General features: G+C 71.6%; 14 protein-coding genes. 3 read left to right on the forward strand and 11 right to left on the reverse strand.

All coding sequences use genetic code 11. From position 1 onward, the window contains the following. Position 1: 1 nt before the first annotated feature. The 5 genes from ACIA77_RS18780 to ffh all read right to left on the reverse strand — a co-directional run bounded on the left by ACIA77_RS18780 (position 2) and on the right by ffh (position 4,458). Entirely contained in the window at positions 2-241 is a 240-nt protein-coding gene (locus ACIA77_RS18780) for an RNA-binding protein (RefSeq protein ID WP_003103110.1), read from the reverse strand. Further along, positions 238-681 carry a 30S ribosomal protein S16 gene (gene rpsP, locus ACIA77_RS18785; protein WP_395887155.1) on the reverse strand — a complete coding sequence of 148 codons (444 nt, stop codon included), beginning with the start codon at positions 679-681 and terminating at the stop codon, positions 238-240. Before rpsP ends, ACIA77_RS18780 begins: the two co-directional genes overlap by 4 nt. 170 nt (positions 682-851) lie before the next feature. Further along, complete coding sequence (locus ACIA77_RS18790; protein ID WP_395887156.1) at positions 852-1,649, reverse strand: lysostaphin resistance A-like protein; 798 nt, start codon at positions 1,647-1,649, stop codon at positions 852-854. Positions 1,650-1,840: 191 nt separating this feature from the next. Beyond that, a complete protein-coding gene (locus tag ACIA77_RS18795) occupies positions 1,841-2,914 on the reverse strand; it encodes an amidohydrolase family protein (RefSeq protein ID WP_395887157.1) in 1,074 nt (357 codons plus the stop codon). Beyond that, a complete protein-coding gene (gene ffh, locus ACIA77_RS18800; RefSeq protein WP_395887158.1) occupies positions 2,911-4,458 on the reverse strand; it encodes a signal recognition particle protein in 1,548 nt (515 codons plus the stop codon). Before ffh ends, ACIA77_RS18795 begins: the two co-directional genes overlap by 4 nt. Positions 4,459-4,676: 218 nt before the next feature. Between ffh and ACIA77_RS18805 the strand changes: the two genes are divergently transcribed. Both ACIA77_RS18805 and ACIA77_RS18810 read left to right on the forward strand, forming a co-directional pair. Further along, a complete protein-coding gene (locus tag ACIA77_RS18805) occupies positions 4,677-6,470 on the forward strand; it encodes an ABC transporter ATP-binding protein (protein WP_395887159.1) in 1,794 nt (597 codons plus the stop codon). 9 nt (positions 6,471-6,479) lie between these two features. Further along, positions 6,480-6,932, forward strand: coding sequence for a MarR family winged helix-turn-helix transcriptional regulator (locus tag ACIA77_RS18810; protein WP_395887160.1), 453 nt, complete (start codon positions 6,480-6,482; stop codon positions 6,930-6,932). Positions 6,933-7,263: 331 nt separating this feature from the next. On the opposite strand, the gene ACIA77_RS18815 is transcribed toward ACIA77_RS18810, so the two are convergent. From ACIA77_RS18815 to ACIA77_RS18835, 5 genes are all read right to left on the reverse strand, one after another. Then, on the reverse strand, positions 7,264-7,644 hold the full coding sequence (locus ACIA77_RS18815) for a hypothetical protein (RefSeq protein ID WP_395887161.1): 381 nt from the start codon (positions 7,642-7,644) through the stop codon (positions 7,264-7,266). A 178-nt stretch (positions 7,645-7,822) separates the two neighbouring features. Continuing rightward, entirely contained in the window at positions 7,823-8,143 is a 321-nt protein-coding gene (locus tag ACIA77_RS18820; RefSeq protein WP_395887162.1) for a hypothetical protein, read from the reverse strand. Between the two features lie 190 nt (positions 8,144-8,333). Further along, the gene (locus ACIA77_RS18825; RefSeq protein ID WP_395887163.1) at positions 8,334-10,628 is read right to left on the reverse strand and encodes a [protein-PII] uridylyltransferase; all 2,295 of its coding nucleotides are present in this window, start codon (positions 10,626-10,628) and stop codon (positions 8,334-8,336) included. A gap of 3 nt (positions 10,629-10,631) precedes the next feature. Further along, the gene (locus tag ACIA77_RS18830; protein ID WP_395887164.1) at positions 10,632-10,970 is read right to left on the reverse strand and encodes a P-II family nitrogen regulator; all 339 of its coding nucleotides are present in this window, start codon (positions 10,968-10,970) and stop codon (positions 10,632-10,634) included. After that, entirely contained in the window at positions 10,967-12,355 is a 1,389-nt protein-coding gene (locus ACIA77_RS18835) for an ammonium transporter (protein WP_395887165.1), read from the reverse strand. The genes ACIA77_RS18830 and ACIA77_RS18835 overlap by 4 nt, the downstream gene beginning before the upstream one ends. Before the next feature lie 174 nt (positions 12,356-12,529). Between ACIA77_RS18835 and ACIA77_RS18840 the strand changes: the two genes are divergently transcribed. Then, positions 12,530-13,381 (forward strand): putative RNA methyltransferase, encoded by an 852-nt coding sequence (locus ACIA77_RS18840; protein WP_395887166.1) that lies wholly within the window; start codon positions 12,530-12,532, stop codon positions 13,379-13,381. A gap of 15 nt (positions 13,382-13,396) precedes the next feature. Here ACIA77_RS18840 and ACIA77_RS18845 read toward each other — a convergent pair whose 3' ends face one another. After that, positions 13,397-14,326 (reverse strand): carboxylesterase family protein, encoded by a 930-nt coding sequence (locus ACIA77_RS18845; protein ID WP_395887167.1) that lies wholly within the window; start codon positions 14,324-14,326, stop codon positions 13,397-13,399. Between the last annotated feature and the right edge of the window lie 51 nt (positions 14,327-14,377).

Below are 14,377 nucleotides of genomic sequence, written 5' to 3' on the forward strand. Positions count from 1 at the left end.
GTCAGCGATCGGTGTCGACGACGTCCACCCGGACGCCGCGGCCACCGATGCCACCCATCACGGTGCGCAGGGCGGTCGCCGTGCGGCCGCCCCGGCCGATCACCTTGCCGAGGTCGTCGGGGTGCACGTGCACCTCGAGCGTGCGGCCACGGCGCGTGGTCAGCAGCTCGACCCGGACCTCGTCCGGGTTGTCGACGATCCCGCGCACCAGGTGCTCGAGGGAGTCAGCGAGAAAACTCACTCGGACTTCTCGCCCTCGGCGGCTTCGGCCTTGTCGCCCTCAGCCTTCTTCGGGGCGGACTTCTTCTTCGGCGTGGTGGCCTCGGCGACCGGCTCCTCACCGGCCGCGGCCAGCGCCGCGTTGAACAGGTCCTGCTTGGACGGCTTCGGCTCGGCCACCTTCAGGGTGCCCTCGGCGCCCGGCAGGCCCTTGAACTTCTGCCAGTCGCCGGTGATCTCGAGCAGGCGCTGGACCGGCTCGGTCGGCTGGGCGCCGACGGACAGCCAGTGCTGCGCGCGCTCGGAGTCGACCTGGATCAGGCTCGGCTCTTCCTTCGGGTGGTACTTGCCGATCGTCTCGATGGCCTTGCCGTCCCGGCGGGTGCGCGCGTCGGCGACGATGATGCGGTAGTACGGCGCACGGATCTTGCCGAGGCGCTGCAGCTTGATCTTGACGGCCACGGGTGTGGGTACTCCTCGTTGCTCTCTGGTGCAGGTGGGCGCACCTCGGCCGCGTGGGGACACGGTCTCGGGCACCCGAAGGTCAGGAGCTCCCGAACGGTGAGAGGGTCCGGACGGAAGCGGGCAAGCGAACATTCTGCCAGACGGGCCCGAAGTCCCTGAACAGGGCCTCAGAAGGAAGCGATTCCGAGTGAGCCGAGCAGGATCGCGACCGACGGCAGGAAGTTGTTCATCGAGTGTGCCACGACGCTGCCCGCGAGCCGGCCCGTCGCGAAGCGGGCCAGGCCGATGGGCACCGCGATGACCAGCAGCAGCGTCGTGCGCAGCGGTTCGAGGTGGCTCGCGGCGAACACGGCCGTGGACAGCAGGAACGCCGCCATCCGGCCCCAGCGCTCGCTGCGCCACTGCATCCGCTCCACCGCGCCCCAGAGCAGGCCGCGGTAGATGATCTCCTCGCAGATCGGCCCGACGAGCCAGAGGTAGACGAACGTCACGATCGCCGCCGAGACCGACATCTTCCGGTCGTCCACCAGCGCGCTGATCGTCGACGTCGCGTTGGCCGAACCCACGACCTCGGTCCACACGTACGCGCTCAGCGACGTGAGGACCAGCCCGAGCAGCCCGAATTTCAAGCCCACCTTGACGTCGCCCCAGCGCCACTGCAGCCGCAGGTCGAGCTTGGGACCGTTGCCGCGCACGACGGTGGCCAGCAGCGCGACGCCCGCGGCGATCATCGCGGGCAGCATCGTGCCGAGCAGCACCGTGCGGATCGGCAGCGGCTGGCCCGGCGGTGGATCGCCGAGCACGGCGCTCACGAACGCCGCCGACGCGATGAGAACGGCCTCCACGAGCAGGAAAGCGCCGAACCCCCAGCGGTGCGGCGGGAACTCCGGCGGGGCGCTCACCAAGTCCTCCGGACTGATCGGCGTGGCACCCGGGAGGTTCTCCCGGGGCTGCGAAGTGGTCACGCCGCCCCTCCGGTGATCGCTCGGCTCACCGGACGAGCCTAACCGCCGAGAGGACTTCGCACAGTACTCGATCGATCACAGACGATGCTGTGCCGTTGATCACCCAGCTGCCCCCGTCACGGCGGAAACCCTCGCCATGCACCGCACGTCCGGTTGGTGCCCGCCTGCTCTTGGTCGAATTGGCGATGGTTTCAGGCGAAGACGACGCCGCCCAGCACGATGTGCTTCGGATGGCGCAGCACAGCGAGGTCCTCGCGCGGATCGGCCGCGTAGACGATCAAGTCGGCCGGAGCACCGTCCTCGATACCGGGGTGGCCGAGCCACTCGCGCGCCGCCCACGACGCGCTCGCGAGCGCCTGCTCGCGCGACATACCGGCGCGGTGCAGCGCGTCGACCTCGTCGGCGATGAGGCCGTGGTCGACCATGCCGCCGGCGTCCGTGCCCGCGAAGACCCGCACACCCGCCTCGACGGCGGCGGCCACCATGTCGCCGACGCCGGCGTGCAGCGCCCGCATGTGCGCCGCGTAGGTCGGGTACTTGCCGGCTTTGTCGGCGATGCCCGGGAAGTTCTCGATGTTGATCAGCGTGGGCACGAGCGCCACGTCGCGCCGGGCGAGCTCCGCGAGCTGGTCCGACGTGAGCGCGGTGCCGTGCTCGAGGCAGTCGATGCCGGCGTCGATGAGCCCCGGCAGCGCGGCCTCGCCGAAGACGTGGGCCGTCACCCGGGCACCGAGGTCGTGCGCCACGCGGATGGCCTCGGTGAGCACGTCCTGCGGCCAAAGCGGCGCGAGGTCGCCGACACCGCGGTCGATCCAGTCGCCGACGAGCTTCACCCAGCCGTCGCCGTCGCGCGCCTGCTCGGCGACCGCGTCGGGCAGCAGGCCGGGGTCGTCCAGCTCGATCGCCAGACCCGGGACGTACCGCTTGGGCAGGGCGAGGTGCCGGCCGCAGCGGATGATCGTGGGCAGGTCGGCGCGCTCCTGCAGCGGCCGGACGTCGATCGGCAGGCCGCAGTCGCGGATCAGCAGCGTGCCCGCGGCGCGGTCGGTCTCGGCCTGCTCGATCGCCACCTCGACCGGCACGGGACCGTCCGGCGCGAGGCCGGGGTGGCAGTGGGCGTCGACGAGGCCGGGCACGAGGAACCCACCGGTCGAGAGCGTTTCGGCACCCGGCACCGGCTCGACCGAGATCCGGCCGTCGACGAGCCAGAGATCACGCGGCTCACCGTCCGGCAGCACCGTGCCCCAGATGTGCAGCGCGCTCAATTCTTGCCCGGGTTCTTCGGGAGCTTGAACTTCGACGGGTCGAAGCCCGGCACGTCGTTCATGCCGCCGAGCTGCGAGAGGTCGGGCATCCCGCCTCCGCCGGGCATGCCGCCCGGGGGCAGCATCGGCATGCCGCCGGGCAGGCCGCCGCGCACCTTGGGCTGCGTGGGGCCGCGCCCCTTGCCCTTCTTCCCCTTCTTGCCCTTGCGCGTTTTGCTGCCGCCGCCCGCGCCGCCGAAACCGAAGCGCCCGGCCATCTGCGACATCATCTTGCGCGCCTCGAAGAAGCGGTTGACCAGGTCGTTGACCTCGCGGACGGTGACGCCCGAGCCGTTGGCGATGCGCAGCCGGCGCGAGCCGTTGATCATCTTCGGGTCGGCGCGCTCGGCGGGCGTCATGCCGCGGATGATCGCCTGCAGGCGGTCGAGGTGCTTGTCGTCGACCTGCGCGAGCTGGTCCTTCATCTGGCCCGCGCCGGGCAGCATGCCCAGCAGGTTGCCGATCGGGCCCATCTTGCGGACGGCGAGCATCTGCTCGAGGAAGTCTTCCAGCGTCAGCTGGCCGCTGGTCAGCTTCTCCGCGGCCTTCTCGGCCTGCTCCTGGTCGAAGTGCTGCTCGGCCTGCTCGATGAGCGTGAGCACGTCGCCCATCCCGAGGATGCGCGAGGCCATCCGGTCGGGGTGGAAGGTGTCGAAGTCCTCGAGCTTCTCGCCGTTGGACGCGAAGAGGATCGGCTGGCCGGTGACCTCGCGGACCGACAGCGCGGCACCACCGCGGGCGTCGCCGTCGAGCTTGGTGAGCACGACGCCGGTGAAGCCGACGCCGTCGCGGAACGCCTCGGCCGTGGTCACGGCGTCCTGGCCGATCATCGCGTCGACGACGAACAGGACCTCGTCGGGCTGCACGGCGTCGCGGATGTCCGCGGCCTGCTTCATCAGCTCTTCGTCGACACCCAGGCGGCCCGCGGTGTCGACCACGACCACGTCGTGCTGCGCGTGCTTGGCCTCGACGATGGCGCGGCGGGCGACGTCGACCGGGTCGCCGACGCCGTTGCCGGGCTCCGGCGCGAACGTGACCACCCCGGCGCGCTCGCCGACGACCTGCAGCTGCGTGACGGCGTTCGGGCGCTGGAGGTCACACGCGACCAGCATCGGCGCGTGGCCCTGCTTCTTCAGCCACATCGCGAGCTTGCCGGCGAGCGTCGTCTTACCGGCACCCTGCAGACCGGCGAGCATGATCACCGTCGGCGGGTTCTTGGCGAGGTTCAGCCGGCGCGTCTCGCCGCCGAGGATCGCGACGAGCTCCTCGTTGACGATCTTGATGACCTGCTGCGCGGGGTTCAGGGCCTGGGAGACCTCGGCGCCCTTCGCCCGTTCCTTGATCCGGGCGATGAACTCCTTGACCACCGGCAGCGCGACGTCGGCCTCCAGCAGCGCGATGCGGATCTCGCGCGCGGTGGCGTCGATGTCGGCGTCGGACAGCCTGCCCTTGCGCGACAGCGTCTGCAGGGCGGCGGTGAGCCGATCGGAGAGGGTGTCGAACACGGGTGTGCACGCTCCAGCTGGGTCGTCGTTCGAGTACCGGGCACCGCTCGGCGACCCCGGCAACCTCCCAGGGTAGCGGTCCGTGCCGGTCCGCCTCGCGGGTGCGCGAACCTTCGACAGAAGGTTAGTACGCACATGCGTAATAACTTGCCGACGATGCTCCTGTCAAAGCAAGAAAATCGCTCGACGGCCGTCCCGAAGTCGGTAAACATCTGCGTATGACTTCAGCGACGAGACCTCGTCCGACGCTGGCCGAGCCGACGGCCGACACCGACGAGAAAGTGCCGTTCAGGCGCATCGCGGTCCTGTTCCGGCCGCACCGCGGGGCGATGGCGGCGCTGTGCGCGCTACTGGTGCTGCAGGCCGCGCTCGGCGTCACCTCGCCGTTCCTGCTGCGGGCGATCCTCGACGACGCGCTCCCCCATCGCGACGCGCTGCTGGTGAGCGTGCTGGCGCTGGGGATGATCGGCGCGGCGCTGGGCTCGGGCGCGCTGGGCGTGGCGACGACCGGGCTGTCGAACACGATCGGGCAGCGCGTGATGAACGAACTGCGCGTGTCGGTCTACGGCCACCTGCAGCGCATGTCGCTCGGCTTCTTCACCCGCACCAAGACCGGCGAGATCCTGTCGCGGGTCTTCAACGACATCGGCGGCGTGGACAACGTGGTCACGACCACCGCCGCGTCGATCGTGCAGAACGGCACCACGGCGCTGGCGATCACCGTCGCGATCCTGATCATGGACTGGCAGCTGGCGCTGCTGACGCTCGTGGTGGTGCCGCTGTTCCTGCTGTTCACGCTGCGGCTGGGCGGCAAGCAGCGCAAGCTCGCACGCGGCCGGACCCGCCGGATGGCGCGGCTGACGACCATCGTCGAGGAATCCCTGTCGGTCACCGGCGTGCTGCTGAGCAAGACCATGGGCAACGAGCGCGCGATGCGCGAGCGCTTCGCCGAGGAGTCGCGGGAGGTCGCCGCGCTCGAGCGCAGCGCGGCGCTGGCCGGGCGCTGGCAGCGGGCGTCGCGGACGATGAGCCTGACGATCATCCCGGCGCTCGTGTACTGGGTCGCCGGGCTCGAGCTGGCGGGCGGCGCGGCGCCGGTCTCGCTGGGCACGGTCGTCGCGTTCACCAGCATGCTCAACCGCCTGCTCGCGCCGGCGACGGCCATGCAGACGGTGAGCCAGAGCGTGGCTTCGGCGAAGGCGCTGTTCGGGCGGATCTTCGAGGTGCTCGACCTGCGGGTGGAGATCGGCGACCGGCCGGGCGCCCGTGAGCTGGCCGTGCGCGAGGGTGCGGTCGCGATGCGGGGCGTGTCGTTCCGCTACGACGACGACGGCCCGTGGACCCTGCACGACATCGACCTCGACGTGCCACCGGGGACGACGACGGCGCTGGTGGGGTCGACGGGTTCGGGCAAGACGACGCTCGCGTACCTCGTGGCGCGCCTGTACGAGGTGACCGAGGGGCGCGTCTGCATCGACGAGACCGACGTCCGCGACGTCACGCTCGCGTCGCTGGCCGCCGGGGTCGGGCTGGTGTCGCAGGAGACGTACCTGTTCCACGCCACGGTGCGGGAGAACCTGCGGTTCGCGAAGCCGGACGCCACCGACGCGGAGATCGAGGAAGCCGCGAAGGCCGCGCACATCCACGACACGCTGGCGAAGCTGCCCGAGGGCTACGACACCGTCGTGGGCCAGCGCGGCTACCGGTTCTCGGGCGGGGAGAAGCAGCGGATGGCGATCGCGCGGATCCTGCTGCGCAACCCACCCGTGCTGATCCTCGACGAGGCCACGAGCGCGCTCGACACCCGCACCGAGCGTTCCGTGCAGGCGGAGCTCGACCGGCTCGCCGCGGGCCGCACCACGCTCACCATCGCGCACCGGCTGTCCACTGTGGAGAACGCGGACCAGATCGTGGTGCTCGACGAAGGACGGATCGTCGAACGGGGCACGCACGCGGAACTGCTGGCCCTCGACGGCCGGTACGCGCGGCTGGTGCGCGGGGAAACCGCCTAATGTGGCGGTATGCAGACCGAAGCCGACACCCGCCGAGCCGACGAGCTGGCCGAGCTGGCCCGCCACGTCCGGGAAGGTGTCGGCCGGCTCAACTGGCGCATGCGCTCGGAGGCGGACTCACCGTCGCCGGGGCCGACGGTGCTGGCCGTGCTGTCGCGGCTCTACCGCGCCGGGACGCACACGCCGAGCGAGCTGGCCGAGGCGGAGCGGATCCACCCGCAGTCGCTGACGCGCGTGCTGGCTTCGCTGACTTCGCGCGGGTTGATCACGCGCTCGGCGGACCCGTCGGACGGGCGGCGGTCGCTGATCGACATCACCCACGCCGGGCGGATCGTGCTGCGAGACTACTCGATCTCACGCGAACAGTGGCTCGCGGCGGCGGTGGAGCGGGCGTTGAGCCCGACCGAGCAGCAGCTGCTGCGCCTGGCGGCGGATCTGCTGCTGCGGATCGCGGATTCCTGACGGGGCGGGAAACCGGCGCCCTCCCCGACGCCGGCCCACAGTGGATCTCCCACCCCCCAGGGGTTCCGGGACGCGGCCGCTCCCCACGGCCGGCCCCGGAACCTTGGCGGAAGGGCTCACCTCCCCGGGAGCCTTCCGCCGCGTGCACGCCAGGCGGTTTCCGTCGCCCGCTCGCCAGACCCCCAGTACCGGGCGAACGGTTTCCGCCTTGCGTTGGGGAGAAGTCTGCCGGGTGCGGGGCAGGGCGGGGCAGTGTGAAGACCCCCAACCGGGGCTGCGTAGAACTACTCAAACTCGCCCGGAACCACCTCCGGCGTTCCGACAGCTGCCGCTACAAACGAGTGTCGGGCCCGGCGGATTCGGTCACGCACTCGAACGACGGCTGCGCCTCGGCCAGCGCTTCGGCCGAACAGCCCACCGCGCACGCCGCCGCCTGGAGCACTTCGGTGACCACCTCGACGTCCACCGAATGCGCGGCGGCGAGTGCGCCGTTGCGGACCTCCACGCGCCGCGCGAGGCCCGCCAGCGCGTGCGCCAGCGCGTGCTGCCCCGCGACGAGCTGCGTGACGACTTCGCTGAGCTCACCGAGCGTCGCGGCATGCCCGTCGCACCGCAGGGAACCGGACAGCTCCTCGGCGCACGCCCGCAGGTGCGACGCGACCACAGTCGGCGGCAGGGAAATCCTCGGCAGGTTGTGCTCGTGACCCAGCATCGCTCCACCCCGTCCTTCCGCACCCCACCGCCGCCGGACCAGCGCCATATTGCCACCGGGGCACGCCTCCGCTAGTCCGACACCCCGATCGTGTGATGCGGCAAATCGGTAACCGGGCAGGTCAGGCGGCGTCCGTCGGCGCGGGGCCCCGGGCGGGGTGTTTGCGGCCGGGAACAGTTCACGACGTCGTAGTCACCCGTTCGAACCAGCCGGCGAGCGTGGTGAAGTCAGCCGGGGTCAGGCCCACGCGGGGGTCGACGCGGTGGAGCAGGGCGGGGCCGGCGTGGTGGGCGGCCACCCGCGCGCGGTCCGCGGAGGAGATTTCGTCGTCGAGCCAAGCAAAAGCACGGCCGGCGGCCCACGTCACCAGTGGCCGGGTTTTCCAGTGTCCTTCGTCGGGATCAGGCCCGTCGGGCCAGTCGACGACGGGCAGGGACGGCAAGCCGAGGCGGGGGCCGAGGACGTCGTTGGCGTCGGTTCCCCACGTGGTCGCCCACACGAGGTCGAACGGGAGGGCGGCCAGCCGCCTGCCGTGGGCAGGGTCCAGCCGGGCCAGGAGCGGGTGGTCGGCCGGGCCGGGGAACGGCGGGAACCGCGGGTGGTCCGAGGCGCCGAACGGGATGAGGGCCCGTCGACGTCGAGGAAGAGGAGGGGGCGGGCCACGGGGGAACCGTAGCCCGCCCGTGGGGTCAGGAGGCGGCGGTGAGCACGGCGTCCTCCACCTTCGCGCGCCAGGCCGCGTCGACGTGGCCCGTGCGGGGGGAGACGGCGAAGGAGTCCACCACGGCGCCGCCCAGGGTGGTGGCTTTGGCCCAGTGCACGGAGGCGTCCGAGCGGCTCAGGGCGCGGGCCACGCGGAAGAGCAGGCCGATGCGGTCGGCGGCGCGCAGTTCGAGCACGACGGTGTTCGAGCCGCTCGTTTCGTCGTCGAACCACAGGACCTTGGGGGCGACGGTGAACGACGACGCGCTCGCGTAGTCGCGTTCCTTGGCGGCCAGGCGTTGCGTCAGGGGCAGCGTCCCGGCCACGGCGCGGGAGAACTGTTCGCGCAGCAGCGTCGGCTCGGGCAGGGAGCCGAACTTCGGGGAGGCGGTGAAGACGCCCACGCGGTCGCGCAGGACGGCGGCGTGGACTTCCAGCGAGTTGAGCGCCAGGACGCCCGCGGCGGGGGCCAGGAGTTCCACGCGCGCCGGGGCGGCGAGCACGACCGTGACGACCTTGCCGTGGGCGGTGATGCGGACCTCGCCGATGCCGGAGCGCACGGCGTCGGCCAGGAGTTCGCGCTCGGTGGCGTCCAGGGGTTCCGGGGCGGTGAAACCCTTGCCGTGCAACGCTTCTTCGCACGAGCTCACCAGGTCGGCCAGCAGGCGGTCCTTCCAGTCCGTCCAGACGCCCGGGCCGGTGGCCAGCGAGTCGGCCCGGGTCAGCGCGTGCAGGAGGTCGATCAGGACGACGTCGCTGTCCAGCGTTTTGACCACGCGGGCCACCGTGGCCGGGTCGGCGATGTCGCGGCGCGTCGCGGTGTGGGGCAGGAGCAGGTGGTGGCGGACCATCGCCGCGACAGTGGCGACGTCGGCCGGCGGCAGGCCGACGCGCGTGGCGACCTGGGCGGCGAGGTCGGCGCCGAGCTCGGAGTGGTCGGCGTCGCGGCCCTTGCCGATGTCGTGCAGCAGCGCGCCGAGGAGCAGCAGGTCCGGGCGGGCGACCGTGGTCGTCAGCTTGGCCGCCTCGACGCACGCCTGCACGAGGTGCCGGTCGACCGTCCACTGGTGCACGGGCGAGCGCGGTGGCAGGTCCCGCACCGCGCCCCACTCCGGGAACAGGCGGGCCCACAACCCCGTGCGGTCCAGCGCTTCGACGGCGTCGACGAGCCCCTCCCCCGCGCCGAGCAGCTCGACCAGCGCGTTGCGGGCGTCGACCGGCCACGGGGCGCGCAGTTCGGGCGCGGAGTCGGCCAGCGTGCGCAAGGTGCCGTGCGCGACGGGTTTGCCGGTGCGCGCCGAGGCAGCCGCGACGCGCAGCAGCAACGCCGGATCCTTGGCCGGCACGGCGTCGCGCGCCAGCGACACCTCGTCGCCGTGGAGCACAACGCCTTCGGCGAGCGGCGTCCGCGAAGGGCGCCGGCCGAAGCGGCTGCGCGGTGCCTCCACAGTGGACCGGAGTGCGACGTCCACGGCGTACGCGATCGTCCGGCCGGCGCCGGAGAGCTTGCGCGCCAACGTGAACCGGTCCGCGAGACCCAGCGCCGCAGCCACCACTTCGGCCTCGGGCGCGCTCAGCACATCGCGTTCCCGGCGCAGTTCACGCCGCAGCTCCGTGCGCACGTCGAGCAGCAACGCCTTGGCCGCCACCAGTTCCTCGCCCGGCCGGGCCGTGAGCTGGGCCAGCGCCAGGGCCTCCAGCACGGCGAAATCACGCAACCCGCCGCGGCCGTGTTTCAGGTCGGGCTCGGCCGACTGCGCGATCTCCCCGCTGCGCCGCCAGCGCGTGCGCACGGCGTCGGCCAGCTCGCCGAGCCGCTTGCGGGCCGTGCGCCGCCACTGCTCGCGCGCGGCGGCCGCGAGGCGCTCAGTCAGCTCGGCGTCGCCCGCGAGGTGGCGCGCGTCGAGCAACCCGAGTTGCGTACGCAGGTCTTCCGTGGCCACCTTGAGCGCTTCGCCCGGTGTCCGCACCGAGTGGTCGAGCCCGAGTTTGGCGTCCCACAACGGATACCACAGCGCGTCGGCGATCTCGCCGACGCGCGGGTTGCCGTTGTGCACCAGCACCAGGTCGAGGTCCGAGTACGGCACCAGCTCGCGCCGCCCCAGGCCGCCGACGGCGACCAGCGCGACACCGGGATCGGCGGTGTCCACGCCGGCCGCCGAAGCGCCCTTCGCGAGCCAGAACTCGAAGAGATCGACCAGTGCCGCCCGCAGCGCGGACGGTCCGTGCCGGCCCTCGAGCAGGCGCTCGAGGGCCCGGACCAGCTCACCCCCGTCGGTCATCACCTAGAGCGCATCCGCTCCGCGCTCGCCGGTGCGCACCCGGATCACGGTCTCGACCGGCGTCACCCACACCTTGCCGTCGCCGATCTTCCCGGTGTGCGCGGCGGAGGTGACGGCGTCGAGGACCTTCTCGACGTTCGCGTCGTCCGTCACGACCTCGATCTTCAGCTTGGCCACGAAATCCACGGAGTACTCGGCGCCGCGGTAGACCTCGGTGTGGCCCTTCTGGCGGCCGTAGCCCTGGACCTCGCTCACGGTCATGCCGAGCACACCCAGCTGCTCCAGCCCGGAGCGGATGTCATCGAGCGTGAACGGCTTGACGATCGCGGTGATGAGCTTCATGCCTTGGTCTCCTCGAGTTTCGTGGGGGCGATGGCGGACTTGACCGGGATGGTGGTGGGCTGGCCGAGACCGCCGCCCATACCGGTGAAGTCGTAAGCGCTCTCCGCGTGCTGGGCCTCGTCGATCCCGCTGACCTCTTGCTCGGTGCTGACCCGGAAGCCGCCCAGCTTCTTGATCACGAACCCGATGATGAAGGACAGGATGAACGAGTAGCCGAGCACGGCGCCCGCAGCAGCCGCCTGGCGACCCAGCTGCGTGAAACCGCCACCGTAGAAGAGACCGTCGGCACCCAGGGAGTTCACGCTCGTGGTGGCGAAGAACCCGATGAGCAGCGTGCCGACGAGGCCGCCGACCAGGTGGACGCCCACGACGTCGAGCGAGTCGTCGAACCCGAAGCGGTACTTGAACGACACGGCCAGCGCGCACAGCACCCCGGCGATGACCCCGATCGCGATCGACCCGAGCGGGCTCACGAAACCACACGCCGGCGTGATCGCGACCAGACCCGCGACGGCACCCGAGGCGGCGCCCAGCGTGGTCGGCTTGCCGAACTTGAGCTGCTCCACCAGCAGCCAGCCGAGCACGGCGGCCGCGGTGGCCACGGTCGTGTTGGTGAACGCGACGGCCGCGAGATCGTTGGCGGCGAGCGACGAACCGGCGTTGAAGCCGTACCAGCCGAACCACAGCAGCGAAGCGCCCAGCAGCACGAAGGGCACGTTGTGCGGACGGCCCGTGTCCTTCGGCCAGCCCTTGCGCTTGCCCAGCACGATCGCGAGCGCGAGACCCGCCGCGCCGGCGTTGATGTGCACCGCGGTGCCACCGGCGAAGTCGAGCGCCTTGAGGTTGTTGGCGATCCAGCCACCGACGGAGTTCTCACCGAGGAAACCGTTGAACGAGAACACCCAGTGGGCCACCGGGAAGTACACGATGGACACCCAGATCACCACGAACAGCGTCCAGCCCCAGAACTTCGCGCGGTCCGCGATCGCACCCGAGATCAGCGCCGGGGTGATGATCGCGAACATCAGCTGGAACATGCAGAACGCCAGCAACGGCAAGGCGTCCGGCCCCGGCCACGGCACAGCGGGCGCCGAATCCGTGGCGGCCGCGGCGAACCCGACGAGCTTGCCGGCCGCGTCGGTGAGCCCCGCCAGGTCGAAGTTGCCGACCAGGCCGCCGAACGCGTCGTTGCCGAAGGACATGGAGAAGCCGAAGGCGACCCACAGCACCCCCACCACGGCAAGCGCGATGAAGTTCATCATCAGCATGTTCAGCACGCTCTTCGCACGGACCATGCCGCCGTAGAAGAACGCCAGTCCCGGTGTCATGAGCATGACCAGCGCGGCGCCGGCCAGCACCCACGCGGTGTCTCCTGCGTTCAGCACAATCTTCCTCCCGTGCCCTGGGTTTCTGACCCGGAAGTCTTGGTTCCCGGTGTTTCGCGGGGCGGCGCCGCACGTTTCACGGGCGTGAACTGTCAGGGCTGACTTGTTACAGGGAGGTTTCCCGCCACGCGGGGTGGAGTGCCCGGTTGCGTTACGTCGTGGTCGAATAGCCCCATGACCTCGGCCGGACCCGGAAATGACCCACTGCCACGAAGGGTCGTCGACGCGCTGCGCTGTTCGGTGTGCGCTACCCCGGTCGAGCTGTCGGGGCGCACGGTGCGTTGCGGAAACCGCCACTCGTTCGACTTGGCGCGCCAGGGATACGTCAACCTTCTGCACGCGCGCGTGCAGGCCGGCACGGCGGACACGGCGCCGATGGTCGCGGCGCGGTCGGCGTTCCTCGAATCGGGCGCGTACGAGCCCTTGGCGGACGAGGTGACGCGCGCGGCTTCCGGCGCCACGGGTCTGGTGATCGACGCCGGGGCCGGGCCGGGGTACTACCTGTCGCGCGTGCTCGACGTCTGCCCTTCCGCCGCCGGCTTGGCGCTCGACGTGTCCGCCGTGGCGCTGCGCCGGGCCGCCCGCGCGCACGCGCGGCTCGGCGCGGTGGTGTGGAACCTGTGGGAGCCGTGGCCGGTGGCGGACGGCGTCGCTTCGGTGGTGCTGGACGTGTTCTCGCCGCGCAACGCCGCCGAGTTCCACCGCGTCCTCGCGCCCGGCGGTGTGCTCGTGGTCGCGGCGCCGCTGCCCGGGCACCTGGCCGAGCTGGGTGATCTCGTGCTGTCCGTGGCCGACCGCAAGGAAGAACGCCTCGAAACGACGCTCGGCGGCCGGTTCGCGCGCATCTCGCGCACGGACGTCGTCCGCACGGCCCCCTTCACGGCCCGGCAGGTGCACGACGTCGTCGCCATGGGCCCGGCCGGTTTCCACCTCGACCGCGACGACCGCCGGTCGCGGCTCGAAGCGGCGCAGGGCCGGGACGTCACGCTCGCCGTCGGGGTGAGCGTGTGGCAGAAGACCGGGTGACGCTCCTGGAGCGGATCACTGGCCGACGCTCCTCCACAGCGCGCACTTGAACGTCGTCTCCGCGTCGACCGGGCCTGGCTTGCCGGGGGCGAACCGCTGGACGCGGGCGCCGTCGGCGTACTTCGGCCAGGCGGGCAGGCCCGGGCCGTTCGGGTCGCCGGTGCGGGCGAAGCGGGTCCAGTGGCCGATCATCGTGCGGGAGAGGTCTTGCTGGGCCGCCGTGGCCGCGGCGGCGGCCACGTCCAGGCGCAGCTCGTCGCGGTTGGTGCCGAACAGCACGGGCACGCCGGCGATCCGGCGTTCGCGCATGGCCATCTCCGAAGGCGCGGGCAGCACCGGCGTGCCGTACGGCGTGGCCGTGAAGACCTCGGTGTAACCGCCGTCCAGCCACGCCTTCGCGGGCACGCGTCGCAGACAGGCGAGAACGTCGGCGCCGGTGGCGCACCCGAACTTCCCGCCGACGGCCGTCCCCGCGGCCTGCGCCTGCGCCAGCGGGGTGAAGAGCGTGTGCCGGCCCAGTCCCGGGGCCACGGTGTTCTTCGGGAAGTACGCCGAGCACGAACTGCTGTCGATGATCGCCCGCTGGACCAGCCCGACGGCATCCGGCGACGACAGCAACGCGCACGTAGCGAAGGCGCCCGACGATTCGCCGAACACCGTGACGTTGCCCGGATCCCCGCCGAACGCCGCCGCGTTCTGCTTCACCCACCACAGCGCGGCGAGCTGGTCCTGGGTGCCGAAATCGGCCGACGAGCCGAGCTGCGGCAGCGCGAAGTTGCCGAACGCGCCGAGGCGGTAGTTCACGGTCACGACGTTGACGTCCCCCTGCTCGACCATCCGCGCGGGGTCGTAGTCGGCTCCGGCTCCGGTGCCGTCGCCCCCGTGCAGCCCCACCGCGGCCAACGCCCAGCGTCTTCCGCACGTCTCGTCTCCCGTCAAGATCACCACGAACGGTAGGTGTGCGGTCGCCCTCCGGCATCATGAGGAAGGAGGACG

The organism is Amycolatopsis sp. NPDC051903 (assembly GCF_044452505.1).
Taxonomy (GTDB): domain Bacteria; phylum Actinomycetota; class Actinomycetes; order Mycobacteriales; family Pseudonocardiaceae; genus Amycolatopsis.